The sequence below is a fragment of the Winogradskyella tangerina genome (assembly GCF_003260205.1).
GTDB lineage: Bacteria > Bacteroidota > Bacteroidia > Flavobacteriales > Flavobacteriaceae > Winogradskyella > Winogradskyella tangerina.
In genome coordinates, this window is the sequence record NZ_QERF01000001.1 from 63904 (window position 1) to 78852 (window position 14949).

A 14949-nucleotide genomic window follows, 5' to 3' on the forward strand; every position below is an offset into this window, starting at 1 on the left:
TTTGAGCATTACACCAACAGAGCAAAAAATTATTGATTTACTTGAAAAGGGTGATAAACGCGCTTTAAATCTACTTTACGAGAACTATTCTAATAGCTTATACGGTGTAATTTTAAAGATCACAATTAATGAGGAAATAGCTGAAGATGCATTGCAAGAAACCTTTATTAAAGTGTGGAAAAATGCGCATAAATACGATCCGAGCAAAGCTAAATTATTCACATGGTTGTTCCGGATAGCTCGTAATACGGCTATAGATAAATTGCGTAGTTATAATAATCGCTTTCAGAAGGAAGTCCAAATCGACACTTCTAACGTATATATCTTACCATCAAGTAATTTAAACCAAGATGTTTTGGATATTAAGGAGCACGTTGGTCGATTAGAAGAAAAGTACCAAATTGTCCTCGACGCCTTGTTTTTTCAGGGCATGACACAGCAAGAAGCTAGTGATGAATTAGACATTCCGCTGGGTACGATTAAGTCGAGATTAAAAATAGGATTACGAGAACTTAAAAAAGTTTACGATCCATAAATGAATTTATATGGAAACAAAATTACATAGCTTTTTAAATTCTAACCTACTCAATAAATATTTGGTAGGTGAAGCTTCCTATGATGAAACTAAGGAGGTAGAATTTTTCATATCTAATTATCCTGAAGCGGCTGAGGCCTATGAAAAACTTCAGAATAATTTAGATTTAATTGCCAAGGCCGGTGCAGTTGATGTTCCAAATCATGTTTTGGGTAATATCTTGAATGCTTTAGATGAAACTAACGAAACAAAAGTTATTCAGTTAGTTCAAAACAAGAAAACACCATGGTATAGTATTGCTGCTACAGCTGCTGCTGTTTTATTTGCAGTATCATCTTTCTTTTTATATCAGAAAAACAAAGGTTTAATGGACGAAAACAATGTTGTTGTTGAAGAGATCTTTGACCTCAGAAGTGATATTGAAAAGAACAATGCTAAACTTGATGAATTGTCAGCGGAGCTCAATAAATTGAATCATCCTGATGCTCGGAAATACGTAATCAATGGTAACGAACGCTACAAGAGTTTAAAAACTGTAGCCTATATTAACCCTGTTGAAAAAACATCAATGATCGATGTTATTACACTTCCTCAGCTCCCAGAAGATCAGCATTACCAGATATGGGCTGAACTTCAGGACCGTATGGTTAATTTGGGCATTTTAGACGAATCAAATCGCAAGCTCAAGCAAATTCCTTACATGGAAGACGCTCTTGCCTTAAGTATTAAAATTGGAAAAGATGGAGAAGAAACCAACGAAAATAATACTGAAGTAGCCGAGATCTCCTTGAAAGAAAACGAATAATCAAATTCAACTACATAAAAAAGGCACCTTAATCGGTGCCTTTTTTATTTTTGAGAATTATTCTTTCTCGAATAAAGCCTTATGAATAATACCGCCGATAATGGCACCTGCAATTGGCGCCACCCAGAACAACCAAACTTGAGACATATAAGCGCCATCAGCAAATAAAGCCTGGCTTAATGACCTTGCAGGGTTAACTGAAGTATTTGTTATTGGTATACTAATTAAGTGAATTAGGGTTAAAGCCAAACCAATAGCAATAGGCGCAAAACCTTTAGGAGCTCTCGCATTTGTACTTCCTAAAATCACTAATAAGAAAAACGCAGTTAATACAATTTCTGCGACTAGTGCTGACATCATGTTATAACCATCAGGTGAAAGGTCGTCATAGCCATTTGCAGCAAATCCACCAACAGACTCAAATCCAGATTTACCTGAAACTATGAGATACAATACAGCCGCAGCAGCAACTGCACCTACAACCTGCGCAAGGATGTAACCGATGAGATCTTTGGCTTCAAACTTTCCTCCGATCCAAAGTCCAATTGACACAGCAGGATTGAAATGCCCGCCAGAAATATGACCAACAGCATATGCCATAGTTAAGACCGTTAGACCAAAAGCTAATGCTACTCCTACAAATCCGATTCCAAGATCTGGTATACCTGCAGCATAGATTGCGCTACCGCAACCACCAAATACAAGCCAAAATGTCCCGAAAAACTCAGCAAATAATTTTTTCATAATTGATAAATAATTAGTTAGTAAAAAATGTTTAATAATTATGTGACACAAGAATTAATGGTGAAGTCACAGTGCAGGAGGCATACTAAATATACATAAAAGCATTATCTTTGCATTAAATTTAGTAAAACTATGAAATTACTTCTTCTTACGCTTGGCATGTTAGCCCTTGCAATTGCAGGTATAGCCATTAAATTATGGGCAAAAAAAGACGGTGAATTTGCTGGTACATGTGCCAGTCAAAACCCAATGCTCAACAGAGAAGGTGAAGCTTGTGGTTTTTGCGGTAAAACACCCGACCAATTCAAAGATTGTAAGGAACCTCAACATTCTTAATTGTTAATGGGTTTCACAGCAATACTTTTCTATGTATTCGTAGGTGTTGTTGGTATTCAAGTTATTTATTATCTCTCTTTCTTTTTTTCTTTTTCGAGCAAGACGGAACAAATAAAACTTAAGAAACAAATTCCTGTTTCGGTAATTATTTGCGCCAAGAATGAAGCGGAAAACTTAGAACGAAATCTTCTTGAAATTTTAAACCAGAACTATTCAAATTTTGAATTAGTACTGGTAAATGATGGTTCATCAGATGAAACCCTACAGATCATGGAGCGGTTTCAAGCTGAGAATTCCAATATTAAAATTGTAGATGTAAAAACCAATGAAGCGTTTTGGGGTAATAAAAAATACGCCTTAACGCTAGGTATAAAGGCAGCTTCGAATGACTTTCTTGTTTTTACTGATGCCGATTGCAAACCTAATTCAGAAAATTGGTTAGCTCAAATGAGTAGTAAGTTTTCAAATCAGAAAGCTATTGTGTTGGGCTATGGCGCTTATGCTAAAAAACGCTTTTCACTTCTCAACCAATTGATTCGTTTTGAAACCGTACTCACAGCCATTCAGTACTTTTCATTTGCTAGGTTAAAAATGCCATATATGGGCGTTGGTAGAAATATGGCTTACAGAAAAGAACTCTTTTTCATTAACAATGGCTTCAATGGGCATATGGCTATAAAATCTGGTGATGATGATCTCTTTATTAATGAAGTAGCTGATGCATCAAACACTGAGATCTGTATTTCTAAAGAAAGTTTCACCATTTCTGAACCCAAAACCACTTTCAAAGATTGGTTTTTACAAAAAAGGCGACATGTGAGTACTTCCACGTTTTATAAATTCAAACATAAACTACTATTAGGTTTATTCTATATAACACAACTCTTGTTCTGGGTATTAGCTATTTTGCTGTTTTTACTCGGATATAATTGGCAGTGGCTCTTGGCACTCGCATTATTCCGGTTTATCATTCAACTTTTAAATTTTGGTATGGCAGCGAAAAAACTCGATGAAATAAATCTAGTATTTACGGCGCCTTTTTTAGAAATATTTTTAATTAGTATGCAATTAAGTATCTTTATTGCTAATCTAATATCTACACCCAAGCATTGGAAATAAAAGACGCAATTAACAAAGCCAAACAGAATGATCAGATTGCGTTCAACTTTCTATTAGATTCTTTTTGGAACGACGTTTACACCTTCCAGCTAAAACGCACTCAAAACGAAAACGACGCTGAAGATATTACCATTCAGACGTTTTCTAGGGCTTTTGATAAGATCAGTACGTATAACGAAGACTATAAGTTTAAAACTTGGCTGATTACCATTTCAAAAAATATTCATATCGATTTAGTTCGAAGACAGAAGAAGTCTATTCAAAATACTTCTAAAGACAATGAAGACAGCTATCTCGAGATCATTGACGATTCGCCTAGTCCTGAAGATAAAATTATCACCGAACAGAATCTGGCCAAGCTACTAAGAGATATAAAAAAATTAAAACCTCATTATCAGGAAGTCATCAACCTAAGGTATTTTCAGGAATTGAGCTACAAGGAAATTTCCGAAGAACTTAAGGAACCCATTAATAATGTCAAGGTAAAACTGCTGAGGGCAAAGAAACTCTTAGCTGCCATTATCACAAAAGCCTAATGTTTTCACAATTAAAAAAGCTCGGTCCAGGTTTATTATTTGCTGGTGCAGCAATTGGTGTTTCGCATTTGGTGCAGTCTACGAGAGCCGGTGCAGATTTCGGATTGGGGCTAATTTGGGCATTGATTCTTGTGAATTTATTCAAATACCCATTTTTTCAATATGGCCCAAGATATGCCTCGGCAACTGGTGAAAGCTTATTGGAAGGCTATCACAAGCTCGGTAAAGGAATTTTAATCACTTACTTTATTCTCAATTTAGCGGTGATGTTCACCATTCAAACGGCCGTCACAATTGTCACAGCCGGATTAGCAAACTCGCTCTTTGGAGATATTAGTTTTTTGAACTTCGGAATAGAAAGCATTAGTAGTGTAGAACTATGGACGATCATTATACTTAGTCTTTGTCTATTTATTCTTTTCGTCGGAAAGTATAGTACTTTAGATAAACTGATCAAAGTAATTATTGTGATTCTCACCATTAGTACTTTGGTGGCCGTTTATTTTGCTTTTACGGAGTTTGAAGCGCCCATTAATTATGTTCAGGTCTTTCCTGAAAGTAAAGTTGAAATTGTTTTTTTAATTGCATTTATGGGTTGGATGCCTGCACCTTTAGATATTTCAGTATGGCATTCTATTTGGGCAATAGAAAAGAAAAAAGACGAAGCTAGCTTTACGCCTAAAAATGCCTTACTCGATTTCAATATTGGGTATATCGGCGCAATTATTCTTGGAATTTCATTTGTGTGTTTAGGGTATTTTGTGATGTTCAATACAGGTGAATCCTTCAGTGCAAAGGCTGGTGAATTTTCTAACCAATTAATTGACTTGTACACAAAAAGTTTAGGCAATTGGGCTTATATTCTTATTGGTATTGCGGCATTCACCACCATGTTTAGCACCACCATCACAACATTAGATGCCTCACCACGAGTAATGTCGAGGTCTTTGGAGATACTTTTCAATAAAACACACAAATATGGATATCTCATCTGGATATTTATTCTCGCAATAGGTACTGTGCTCATCTTTTTTGCATTTGCATCAGAAATGGGATTACTCATTAAAATTGCTACCATTTTATCATTCGTAACGGCGCCTTTCTACGCAATAATCAATTACAAACTAATTTCAAGTAAGCATACACCAGAGGCCTGGAGGCCAAGTATAATCCTTCATATACTATCGTGGGCAGGGATTTTATTTTTGATAGGATTTAGCATTTGGTACATTACAATGTTGCAACAATTTTAATTATTTACTTCGTATCTTTGCTAACTGAAAAAGGAAATGAATGGAAACGAAAGTAGCTTCAAATATTTTACCAGAACGCAAACCGAAATGGTTACGCGTAAAATTACCAACAGGTAAAAAATATACCGAACTCCGAAGTCTTGTTGATAAGTACAAGCTCAATACAATTTGTACTTCTGGAAGTTGTCCTAACATGGGTGAATGTTGGGGCGAAGGTACAGCTACATTTATGATCTTAGGTAATATCTGTACACGCTCGTGTGGCTTTTGTGGTGTAAAAACCGGTAGACCAGAAACTGTTGATTGGGATGAACCTGAAAAAGTAGCTCGTTCTATTAAGATCATGCAGATCAAACATGCAGTTTTAACAAGTGTTGACAGAGATGACCTGAAAGATATGGGTAGCATTATGTGGGCAGAAACTGTGAAAGCTGTTCGCAGAATGAATCCGGAAACAACCCTCGAAACACTTATCCCAGATTTTCAAGGGATAGAACGCCATATTGATAGAATTATAGAAGTTGCACCAGAAGTAGTTTCTCATAATATTGAAACGGTTAGACGATTAACACGCGAGGTGAGAATTCAGGCGAAATACGATCGCAGTATGGGTGTTTTGAAATATTTAAAACAACAGGGACAACGTAGAACTAAGTCTGGAATTATGCTTGGATTAGGTGAAGCCCGAGAAGAAGTCATAGAAACTTTACACGACTTGAGAGAAAATGATGTTGATGTGGTAACGATTGGGCAGTATCTTCAACCCAGTAAAAAACACCTGCCGGTTCAACGCTTTATCAATCCAGATGAATTTGAAGAATACAAAGAGATTGGTTTAAACCTTGGATTTAGACATGTGGAAAGTAGTGCACTTGTGAGATCATCTTACAAGGCACAAAAACATATCAATTAATGATTAAGGTTGCCATAAATGGATTTGGTAGAATTGGTCGCCGTGTCTTCAGATTAGCACTTCAACATCCGCAGATCCAAATTGTTGCTATTAACGATCTTGCAGATTCAAAAACTTTGAGTCATTTACTCAAATACGATAGTATTCATGGTGTATTAGACCTCAACATCGCAGCAGATAATCATCATATTATTGTGAATGGCGAGGCTATTCCTTTATATAACGAATCGCATCCAAAATCGATTAATTGGACCACTGTAAATCCTGATTTTGTAATTGAGGCTACTGGTAAATTTAAATCAAAGAACGAACTTCAACACCATATAAAAAACGGAGCAACACAGGTAATTTTATCCGTTCCACCGTTAGAAGATGACATAAAAACCATTGTTTTAGGGGTTAACGATCATACACTAGATGGTACTGAAACCATTCTCTCTAATGCCTCATGCACCACTAATAATGCGGCACCAATGATGGCCTTAATTAGAGAACATTTTGGGATCAAGCAAGCTTATATTACAACTGTTCATTCCTATACAACAGACCAAAGTTTACACGATCAACCTCATAGAGATTTGAGACGTGCACGTGCAGCCGGACAATCGATAGTACCAACAACTACAGGTGCAGCAAAAGCGCTTACTAAAATATTTCCAGACCTATCAGAGGTAATTGGAGGTTGTGGAATACGAGTACCAGTAGCAAATGGTTCACTTACAGATATGACCATAAATATTAAGCAAAGCACCACAATTGCTGAAGTTAATGCGCTTTTCAAAAATGCCTCCGAAACATATTTAAAAGGCATTTTGCAATATACCGAGGACCCGATAGTTTCTATTGATATCGTAGGAAATCGACATTCTTGCATTTTCGATTCTCAAATGACCTCCGTTATCGGCAACATGGTGAAAATACTAGGTTGGTACGATAACGAAAGTGGTTATAGCTCAAGAATTTTAGATTTAATTTGCAATTTATCGGATAAAAAAGCACTTTTGTCGAATAAATAATTATATTTGTTCTTATAAAGAGAGCTGAAATGTCCCGAATCAAATATTACATATTTGTTTTTTTAGCGTGTTTTTGTAGTCTGATTTTCGCCCAACAAGATGGGATTGAAGATACAGACATGCTGACTATGAGGCTACAAGAGCGGATCAATCAAGCGAAATTAGAAAGTGATCGTGGTGACTATTACGACGCCTTAGGAAATCTTGAAAATGCTTTAGAGATTGCCGAAAAAATCAACGACAAAAAGAATCAAGGAATTATCCATACAAAGATCGCCAAGGTAAGATATCTCGTTGGTGAAACTGATAATGCCTATGTATCACTGAACACAGCTATACAACTTCAAAGGGAAAATAATGACTATGCTAATCTTGCCGTAGCCTACAATATTAAAGGTGTTATTCATAATACTAAAAAGGAATACGAAGATGCCTTAGAATATTATAATTCTGCTAAAAACTTATACGAGCAAGAAGATCTTGAAGAATATATTTCTGAAGTTACACTCAATGAAGCCAAAGCGTATATTGCGCTACAGCGTTATGAAGAAGCAAAAGCCCATTTAGAAAAAACCATCATATTATCAAAAAAGTATGAGCAGCGACGCCTATTGAGTAGTGCGCTGATCCAAAGTGGTAAAGTTTCGAGCGCTCTTAACAACAATGAATTGGCTCTGACGCAAGTAGAAGAAGGTCTAGTCATTGCTAAGGCATACAACCATCTTGAAAATACAAATGAAGCTTACTTAACCTTAAGCGATATTCATAAAGCGCGAGGTGATTATAAAAACTCTTACGACTACATTACTAAGCATATAAGACTATCAGATTCGCTCTTAGATATTAAGCGCGAAAGCTTGGCTCCTGGCATGACAAGCCAATCCATTAATAAGTATAAAGACGCCGAAAAAGCGCAACTTATTGAGCAAATTGAAGAAGTAAATGCCGAAAGTAACTTTACAAGAATTACAACAATTTTAAGTATTGCACTTATTACAATCTTGTCACTGCTTACTTTGTCATTGTATAAAAACAACAATATTAGGCTGAAGACCAACAACATGCTTCACAAGAAAAATGATGAGCTTATTGTTGCAAAAGAAAAAGCGGAACTTGCTTCTAAGACTAAAGCCAACTTTTTATCGACGGTGACTCACGAGCTTCGTACACCCCTTTATGCGGTTACTGGTTTAACAAATATGTTATTGGATGAAAATCCGAAGGACCACCAGGTACCGCATTTAAAATCACTTAAGTTTTCAGGTGATTATTTATTGACATTTATTAACGATATTCTTCAGATCAATAAAATTGAAGCTAATAAAGTTGAACTCGACCCCGAAATTTTCAACCTGAAGAATAAATTAGAGAATGTAATGTCTGCCCTTTCAAATTCTGCGAAGGATAACGGTACAGAATTACATTTCGATTATGAAGATGGCTTGCCAGAAATTTATAATGGCGACCAATTAAAGATCTCCCAAATCTTAATTAACCTACTAGGAAATGCTATTAAATTCACGAAAGATGGAGACATCTGGGTGAGAGCGTACAAGATCGATCAGAAAGATGATATGTATCGCTTACGCTTCGAAATTGAAGATAATGGTATTGGTATTACGAAAGAAAAACAAGATGAGATGTTTGAGAGTTTCTCTCAAGGGTCTGTACAAATTAACCGAAAATACGGTGGTACTGGTCTTGGTTTATCTATTGTAAAAGGACTTATCAAAATTCTAAAAGGAAAAATCTACTTGAAGAGTGAACTTGGCAAAGGCACAACCTTCTTCTTTGAAATTCCTTTAGAGAAAGCTGAAAAAGTTGAAGCACCTAAAGTAGAAGAAACCAAACAATCTAATAAGATGGGAGAATTAGATCTAAGTGACGTTAAAATTTTAGTCGTTGAAGACAACAAGATCAATCAAATGATCACCAAGAAGATCCTCAATAAAATGGGGCTTTATTGTGATGTTGTTGATAACGGAGAAGCCGCAGTAGAGCAAGTTAAATCTACGAGCTACAATGTGGTACTAATGGATATTCATATGCCAGGAATAAGTGGTCTTGAAGCCACTAAGATCATTAGAACATTTGATAAAGAACTTGTCATCTTTGCTCTAACCGCAGTTACTTTAGAAGATAAAATGCATGAATTTGGTGAAGCCGGATTTAATGATATCATTTCTAAACCATTTAAACAGGAAGATTTTGAAGGTAAACTTTACGATGTGCTTTCTGGTAAAGGTGTTGTTTCAAGTTTCTTTTAACCCACATATTGCTCAATCAGCGCATTGAAATCCTCTGGTTTATCCATGGCCATTTCAATTGGAAGATAGTATAAGTTAGGCTCTAAATTTTCATGATGAGACAAGCGTACATAATCCTTCTCAGTAGTAACCAACAAACCCTTTTTAGATAACATTTCAACATCACTTGGTTTAAAACTGTAGTGATCAGGGTATTCAATATGATTGAATTTCAGGTTTTTCTTTTCTAAAAATTCAACCAATGGTTTTGCATTGGCAATACCTGTTACCAATGTGAAATTCGGCAAAGTTCGCAATGCCAATTTCCCTTGTTTCGAAATAAATTCTTCAGCATAAGCTATGTGACTGAAGAAAAGTTTTTGCTCTGATTTAATTTTTAGTTTTGAAGCAATTCTTTCCTTTTCCTCATCTGATAAATCAACCGGACATTTAGTTACAACAATAATATCGGCACGTTTTGCACCCGATCGAGGTTCGCGCAAATTTCCTGTGGGCAGAACTATATCTTTAGAGTATAAATTATAATAGGCTGTCAATAAAATATTCATGCCTGGCTTTACTCTTCGATGCTGATAAGCATCATCAAGAAGAATAACCTCTGGTTTTTCCTTTAATGCTATTAGTTGTTCTATACCATTCTGACGATCTCCGTCAACTGCCACTTTAATTCCCTCAAACTTTCTAAAAAATTGAAAGGGCTCATCACCAATGGTATCAGCTGTAGCCTCATCATCAGCTAAAATAAATCCTTCGGTAATACGCTTATATCCTCTACTTAGCGTCGCAACAGATTTTTTATCCTTTAAAAGTCGAATTAAATATTCAATGGTTGGTGTTTTTCCAGTTCCACCTGTACTCAGGTTCCCAATACATATAACTGGAGTTTCATAAGATTTTGAAGCCATTATGCCTCTATCATATAAGTAATTCCTCAGCCATGTTACTACATAGTATATGGGCACAATAGGAAACAATATGATGCGGATAAACTTCACGAGTACTAAAATATATTATTTTTGAAACAAATATGCTTTTATGACTGTTCAAGATGTAATTAATCAACTGCACGATTTAGCGCCATTAACCTACGCCGAAGATTTTGATAATGTAGGCCTACTTGTTGGTAATAAAAATCAATCTGTTACTAATGTCCTTGTAACCCTAGACACACTCGAAGCCGTTGTAGATGAAGCCATCGAAAAAAATTGCAACCTTATTGTTAGTTTTCATCCGATAATTTTTAAAGGATTAAAAAAACTAACAGGTAAAACCTATGTTGAACGTGTAGTCATTAAAGCCATAAAACATGACATTGCTATATTTTCAATCCATACAGCACTAGACAACGCTTTCCAAGGGGTAAATTCTATAATCTGTGATCGTTTAGGATTAGTCAACAAGCAGATTTTGATTCCTCAGAAAAACACGATTAAGAAACTTCAAACCTATATACCAAAAGCTAATGCGGATGAACTCAGAAAGGCATTAGCCGATGCTGGCGCAGGTAGTATTGGTAATTATGACGCCTGTAGTTTTAATTTTGAAGGCATAGGCACTTATAAAGGCAATGAAGATTCAGACCCAACTATTGGAGAAAGAGGGCAATTACATTCTGAAAATGAAACTGCCATTTCTGTCGTTTTTGAAAAACATTTTGAATCTAAGGTTTTAAAGGCCTTATTTAATGCGCATCCTTATGAAGAAATTGCCTATGAGATCACAACTTTAGACAACTCAAGTCCGTATATTGGAATGGGCATGATTGGTGAAGTTTCGGGAGAACTGTCGGAACAAGAGGCACTTCAACATATTAAAACCTCAATGAATGCCACTGTTGTAAGGCATTCAAAACTTCTTAATCGTAAGGTTAAGAAGATAGCTGTACTTGGCGGATCGGGGAGCTTTGCTATAGGAGCTGCGAAGGCAGCAGGCGCTGATCTTCTGGTCACTGCAGACCTAAAATATCATGATTTTTTTAGTGCCGAACACAATATAGTTTTAGCAGATATTGGGCACTATGAAAGCGAACAGTTCACAAAAACGTTTTTAGTGGACTATCTCTCGAAAAAAATTACTAATTTTGCAATCATTTTATCAACGACAAATACAAATCCGGTAAAGTATTTATAATTATGGCCAAAAAAGCTGAAGCTACTGTAGAAGAGCGATTAAGAGCGCTCTACGATTTACAACTAATTGATTCTAGAGTAGACGAAATAAGAAATGTCCGTGGAGAACTTCCTTTAGAAGTAAGAGATTTAGAAGATGAAGTAGAAGGACTGAATAAAAGATTGGAGAAATTAAATGATAGCCTTGCGGTTATTGATGAAGAAATTAAAGGCAAAAAGAATCTGATCGAAGAAGCCAAAGCCTTGATCAAAAAGTATAGCGAGCAACAAAATAATGTTAGAAATAACAGAGAGTACAATTCTTTAACCAAGGAGATTGAGTTCCAAGAGCTAGAAATTCAATTAGCTGAAAAGCACATTAAAGAATTCAAAGCGCAAATAGAGCAGAAAAAAGAAGTTATTTCTGAAACTAAAGACCGCTTAAAAGATCGCCAATCGCACTTAAAGCACAAAAAAGGTGAACTGAACGAGATCCTTAAAGAAACTGAAAAGGAAGAGGAAGCATTATTATCAAAGTCAGACGAATTTCAAAAGAAAATCGACGAGCGCTTAGTAAAAGCTTACCTCAGAATAAGAAATAATGTAAAGAATGGTTTAGCTGTTGTTGCTATTGAGCGTGGTGCTTCTGGAGGTTCGTTCTTCACTATTCCTCCACAGGTACAAGTTGAAATTGCTTCGCGCAAGAAAGTTATCACTGATGAGCATAGTGGGCGTATTTTAGTTGATGCGGCACTTGCTGAAGAAGAGAAAGCTAAAATGGATAAATTATTTGCTAAGTTGAGTAAATAATCCATTCAAAATATAACATGAAAGCCTTCACGATTGTGAGGGCTTTTTTATTTAATATAATTTTAAAACAATTCATTTTAAGGAATTGTAATTTTACACGTCTATAGAAAGAGAAAAGATTAAAACCAATGAAAAAGTTAGTATACGTACTAAGCATTAGCTTATTTTTTAGTTGCCAGAACCAGGCACAAGTAAATCCTGAACAACAAAAAGTCATCGATGCCGATCCTGTGGAAGTGCCATTAGAAGACGGTAAGGCCAAAGCCTATTTTGCTAGCGGCTGTTTTTGGTGTGTTGAAGCAATTTATGAAAGTGTGAAGGGTGTAGATGAAGTAATTAGTGGATATTCTGGTGGATTTACCGAGAATCCTACCTACGAGAAAAGCAACACCGGAAGAACTGGCCATGCTGAAGCTGTTGAAGTAATCTACGATCCTGAAGTGGTTAGTTTTGCAACATTAGTTGATGTGTATTTTGGCTCACAAGACCCAACTCAAGTTAATGGACAAGGCCCAGATTGGGGCTCACAATACCGATCGATAATTTTCTTTCAGAATGACGAACAAAAGAAGATCATCGAAGACAAAAAAGCAGCCTTAGCTAAAGAACTCGATGCTGAAATTGCGGCAAAGATTTATCCATTCCAGAAGTTTTGGATCGCAGAAGCTTACCATCAAGACTTTGAGAAACGCAACCCAAACCAACGCTATATTCGTGGTGTTTCCATTCCAAGATTAAACAGATTTAAAGCAAAGTTTCCCGAATTATTGAAGGAAGACGAAAAGCATTAATCAAAATAGAAAAGAAAAGGTATTCAAATTAGGATACCTTTTTTTGTCGAGAACTATTTCTTCCTCGCCTTAATTTCAAACAACATTGGAAATAACTGATCCTTCAAGATGTACATACCATTGTCTTGTTTTATCAGATCAGGAAATACATTATACGGACTTTCATCATATTCATTTAAATATTCGATCGTTAAACCAGCTTCAATAAGCGCATTTACGACTTCACTTAAACCATGATTCCACCCGTACTCTTTGCTTACCATTTTTGAAGACATATCTGCATAGGTTCCTTCATATTCCTCATAGATTACTTCCTTCTGGTTATAATGGTATTTCATTTTCGGTGTACCATCCACATAGTCAAACATCCAAATAATAGGATGAAATTCAACAATGTAGAAAGTCCCACCAGATTTCAACCGTTCTGCTATCATTTTTGCCCAAGGTTTTAGGTCGGGCAACCATCCGATTACACCATAACTAGTAAAGACAATATCAAAAGTTTGACTAATATGTTCAGAAGTATCTAAAACATTGCAGCACACAAACTCGGCATCTAAGTCTAGTTCTGTATTTAGCTTTTTAGCCAATTTAATACCTTCATCACTCAAATCAACACCCACACATTTTGCGCCCATCCTACTCCAACTCAGTGTATCTTGACCGAAATGACATTGTAAATGCAATAATGACTTCCCTGAAACATCTCTCAAGGCCTTTAATTCGTAAGGCATCAGGGTAGTTTCGCCAGCCAAAAAAGCATCCATGTTATACATCCCACTTTGCGAATGCACCTTTACTTTTTCGTTCCACGTGGCCTTATTAACCTTAAAATAATTAGTATGGTCGTTCATCGTTGGTTAATTTTGCATCTAAAATAACTTATAATTATGAAATCACTATACCTTGGAATTATTTGTCTCTTTTGCCTTTCGGCTTGTAAATCTGAAAAAAAAGAAACCACAGAAGATCATAGCACCAAAGAATTAACCATTGCAGAAAAAATTGCAAACGCTCATGGTTTTGAAAACTGGAAAAACGTTTCTGAAGTTCAATTTACTTTCAAAGTAGACCGAGACAGTATCAAGGGCAAAGGCCGTTCTTGGGTTTGGAAACCAAAAGAAGATTTGGTTAAAATGACCGTTGGTGACGCTGTAGTTGAATATTCTAGACGGCAAATCGACAGTGCCCATATCGGAGCAGATCGCGGTTTCATTAATGACAAGTTTTGGCTTTTAATTCCTTTTCAATTGGTATGGGATTCCTCAGCGTCTATTTCAGAGCCAAAAGAAATGGAATCGCCAATTAAAAAGGAAACCCTTCAAATGATTACCTTAACTTATCCTAATGAAGGTGGTTACACGCCTGGTGATGCTTACGATATTTTTTATGATGAAAACTTTCTTATTAAAGAATGGGTTTTCAGACAAGGAAATTCTCCTGAACCATCATTAGCAAATACGTTCGAAAATTATCAAGATTTCAATGGCATCAAGATTGCCATAGACCATAAAAAAGAAGAAGGTAACTGGAATTTAAACTTCGCCGATGTTAGCATAACCTTAGATTAACACATCGGAAATATTTTGGCATTACTTTTGTAACATATAGTGTAAGTATGTCGTCATATTAACGACTCAGATGATGTACAAAATACACTTCCGCTTTATGCGTCTATATATTTTCACCTGCGCTTTGTAACCAAAGCGCTTTTTT

Annotated in this window: 16 protein-coding genes; 13 read left to right on the forward strand and 3 right to left on the reverse strand. The window is 36.0% G+C overall.

Annotated elements, in window-relative coordinates; all coding sequences use genetic code 11:
* Position 1 precedes the first annotated feature (1 nt).
* Entirely contained in the window at positions 2-535 is a 534-nt protein-coding gene (locus DDY94_RS00295; protein WP_111682032.1) for an RNA polymerase sigma factor, read from the forward strand.
* A gap of 10 nt (positions 536-545) precedes the next feature.
* On the forward strand, positions 546-1340 hold the full coding sequence (locus DDY94_RS00300; protein WP_111682033.1) for an anti-sigma factor: 795 nt from the start codon (positions 546-548) through the stop codon (positions 1338-1340).
* A gap of 57 nt (positions 1341-1397) precedes the next feature.
* Here DDY94_RS00300 and aqpZ read toward each other — a convergent pair whose 3' ends face one another.
* Positions 1398-2084, reverse strand: coding sequence for an aquaporin Z (gene aqpZ / locus DDY94_RS00305; protein WP_111682034.1), 687 nt, complete (start codon positions 2082-2084; stop codon positions 1398-1400).
* A gap of 132 nt (positions 2085-2216) precedes the next feature.
* On the opposite strand from aqpZ, the gene DDY94_RS00310 reads away from it, so the two are divergent.
* From DDY94_RS00310 to DDY94_RS00340, 7 genes are all read left to right on the forward strand, one after another.
* Positions 2217-2420 carry a membrane or secreted protein gene (locus tag DDY94_RS00310; RefSeq protein ID WP_111682035.1) on the forward strand — a complete coding sequence of 68 codons (204 nt, stop codon included), beginning with the start codon at positions 2217-2219 and terminating at the stop codon, positions 2418-2420.
* 6 nt (positions 2421-2426) lie between these two features.
* Positions 2427-3539 (forward strand): glycosyltransferase, encoded by a 1113-nt coding sequence (locus DDY94_RS00315; RefSeq protein WP_111682036.1) that lies wholly within the window; start codon positions 2427-2429, stop codon positions 3537-3539.
* The gene (locus tag DDY94_RS00320) at positions 3530-4075 is read left to right on the forward strand and encodes an RNA polymerase sigma factor (protein WP_111682037.1); all 546 of its coding nucleotides are present in this window, start codon (positions 3530-3532) and stop codon (positions 4073-4075) included. Before DDY94_RS00315 ends, DDY94_RS00320 begins: the two co-directional genes overlap by 10 nt.
* Positions 4075-5328: an NRAMP family divalent metal transporter gene (locus tag DDY94_RS00325; protein WP_111682038.1), complete on the forward strand. Its 1254-nt coding sequence runs from the start codon at positions 4075-4077 to the stop codon at positions 5326-5328. The genes DDY94_RS00320 and DDY94_RS00325 overlap by 1 nt, the downstream gene beginning before the upstream one ends.
* 40 nt (positions 5329-5368) lie before the next feature.
* A complete protein-coding gene (gene lipA / locus DDY94_RS00330) occupies positions 5369-6241 on the forward strand; it encodes a lipoyl synthase (RefSeq protein WP_111682039.1) in 873 nt (290 codons plus the stop codon).
* Positions 6241-7257: a type I glyceraldehyde-3-phosphate dehydrogenase gene (gap, locus tag DDY94_RS00335; RefSeq protein WP_111682040.1), complete on the forward strand. Its 1017-nt coding sequence runs from the start codon at positions 6241-6243 to the stop codon at positions 7255-7257. Before lipA ends, gap begins: the two co-directional genes overlap by 1 nt.
* Positions 7258-7385: 128 nt before the next feature.
* The gene (locus DDY94_RS00340; RefSeq protein WP_232817788.1) at positions 7386-9524 is read left to right on the forward strand and encodes an ATP-binding protein; all 2139 of its coding nucleotides are present in this window, start codon (positions 7386-7388) and stop codon (positions 9522-9524) included.
* Here DDY94_RS00340 and lpxK read toward each other — a convergent pair.
* Positions 9521-10519 carry a tetraacyldisaccharide 4'-kinase gene (lpxK, locus tag DDY94_RS00345; protein ID WP_111682042.1) on the reverse strand — a complete coding sequence of 333 codons (999 nt, stop codon included), beginning with the start codon at positions 10517-10519 and terminating at the stop codon, positions 9521-9523. The two genes, DDY94_RS00340 and lpxK, sit on opposite strands and share 4 nt — an antisense overlap.
* Before the next feature lie 40 nt (positions 10520-10559).
* Between lpxK and DDY94_RS00350 the strand changes: the two genes are divergently transcribed.
* The 3 genes from DDY94_RS00350 to msrA all read left to right on the forward strand — a co-directional run bounded on the left by DDY94_RS00350 (position 10560) and on the right by msrA (position 13233).
* Entirely contained in the window at positions 10560-11654 is a 1095-nt protein-coding gene (locus tag DDY94_RS00350; protein WP_111682043.1) for a Nif3-like dinuclear metal center hexameric protein, read from the forward strand.
* Between the two features lie 2 nt (positions 11655-11656).
* Positions 11657-12442, forward strand: a complete 786-nt coding sequence (locus DDY94_RS00355) for a zinc ribbon domain-containing protein (protein WP_111682044.1) — start codon at positions 11657-11659, stop codon at positions 12440-12442.
* A 128-nt stretch (positions 12443-12570) separates the two neighbouring features.
* A complete protein-coding gene (gene msrA / locus DDY94_RS00360; RefSeq protein WP_111682045.1) occupies positions 12571-13233 on the forward strand; it encodes a peptide-methionine (S)-S-oxide reductase MsrA in 663 nt (220 codons plus the stop codon).
* A gap of 53 nt (positions 13234-13286) precedes the next feature.
* Here the strand turns inward: msrA and DDY94_RS00365 are convergent, their stop codons facing one another.
* Complete coding sequence (locus tag DDY94_RS00365; protein ID WP_111682046.1) at positions 13287-14087, reverse strand: class I SAM-dependent methyltransferase; 801 nt, start codon at positions 14085-14087, stop codon at positions 13287-13289.
* A gap of 36 nt (positions 14088-14123) precedes the next feature.
* Between DDY94_RS00365 and DDY94_RS00370 the strand changes: the two genes are divergently transcribed.
* Complete coding sequence (locus DDY94_RS00370) at positions 14124-14804, forward strand: hypothetical protein (protein WP_111682047.1); 681 nt, start codon at positions 14124-14126, stop codon at positions 14802-14804.
* Positions 14805-14949: the final 145 nt, after the last annotated feature.

What these genes read in the sequence shown, in the direction of transcription:
- DDY94_RS00300 (WP_111682033.1), top strand. Translation starts at nt 546, where the DNA reads ATGGAAACAAAATTACATAGCTTTTTAAATTCTAACCTACTCAATAAA.
- aqpZ (WP_111682034.1), bottom strand. Translation starts at nt 2,084, where the DNA reads ATGAAAAAATTATTTGCTGAGTTTTTCGGGACATTTTGGCTTGTATTT.
- DDY94_RS00310 (WP_111682035.1), top strand. Translation starts at nt 2,217, where the DNA reads ATGAAATTACTTCTTCTTACGCTTGGCATGTTAGCCCTTGCAATTGCA.
- DDY94_RS00315 (WP_111682036.1), top strand. Translation starts at nt 2,427, where the DNA reads ATGGGTTTCACAGCAATACTTTTCTATGTATTCGTAGGTGTTGTTGGT.
- DDY94_RS00325 (WP_111682038.1), top strand. Translation starts at nt 4,075, where the DNA reads ATGTTTTCACAATTAAAAAAGCTCGGTCCAGGTTTATTATTTGCTGGT.
- lipA (WP_111682039.1), top strand. Translation starts at nt 5,369, where the DNA reads ATGGAAACGAAAGTAGCTTCAAATATTTTACCAGAACGCAAACCGAAA.
- gap (WP_111682040.1), top strand. Translation starts at nt 6,241, where the DNA reads ATGATTAAGGTTGCCATAAATGGATTTGGTAGAATTGGTCGCCGTGTC.
- DDY94_RS00340 (WP_232817788.1), top strand. Translation starts at nt 7,386, where the DNA reads ATGAGGCTACAAGAGCGGATCAATCAAGCGAAATTAGAAAGTGATCGT.
- DDY94_RS00350 (WP_111682043.1), top strand. Translation starts at nt 10,560, where the DNA reads ATGACTGTTCAAGATGTAATTAATCAACTGCACGATTTAGCGCCATTA.
- DDY94_RS00355 (WP_111682044.1), top strand. Translation starts at nt 11,657, where the DNA reads ATGGCCAAAAAAGCTGAAGCTACTGTAGAAGAGCGATTAAGAGCGCTC.
- msrA (WP_111682045.1), top strand. Translation starts at nt 12,571, where the DNA reads ATGAAAAAGTTAGTATACGTACTAAGCATTAGCTTATTTTTTAGTTGC.
- DDY94_RS00365 (WP_111682046.1), bottom strand. Translation starts at nt 14,087, where the DNA reads ATGAACGACCATACTAATTATTTTAAGGTTAATAAGGCCACGTGGAAC.
- DDY94_RS00370 (WP_111682047.1), top strand. Translation starts at nt 14,124, where the DNA reads ATGAAATCACTATACCTTGGAATTATTTGTCTCTTTTGCCTTTCGGCT.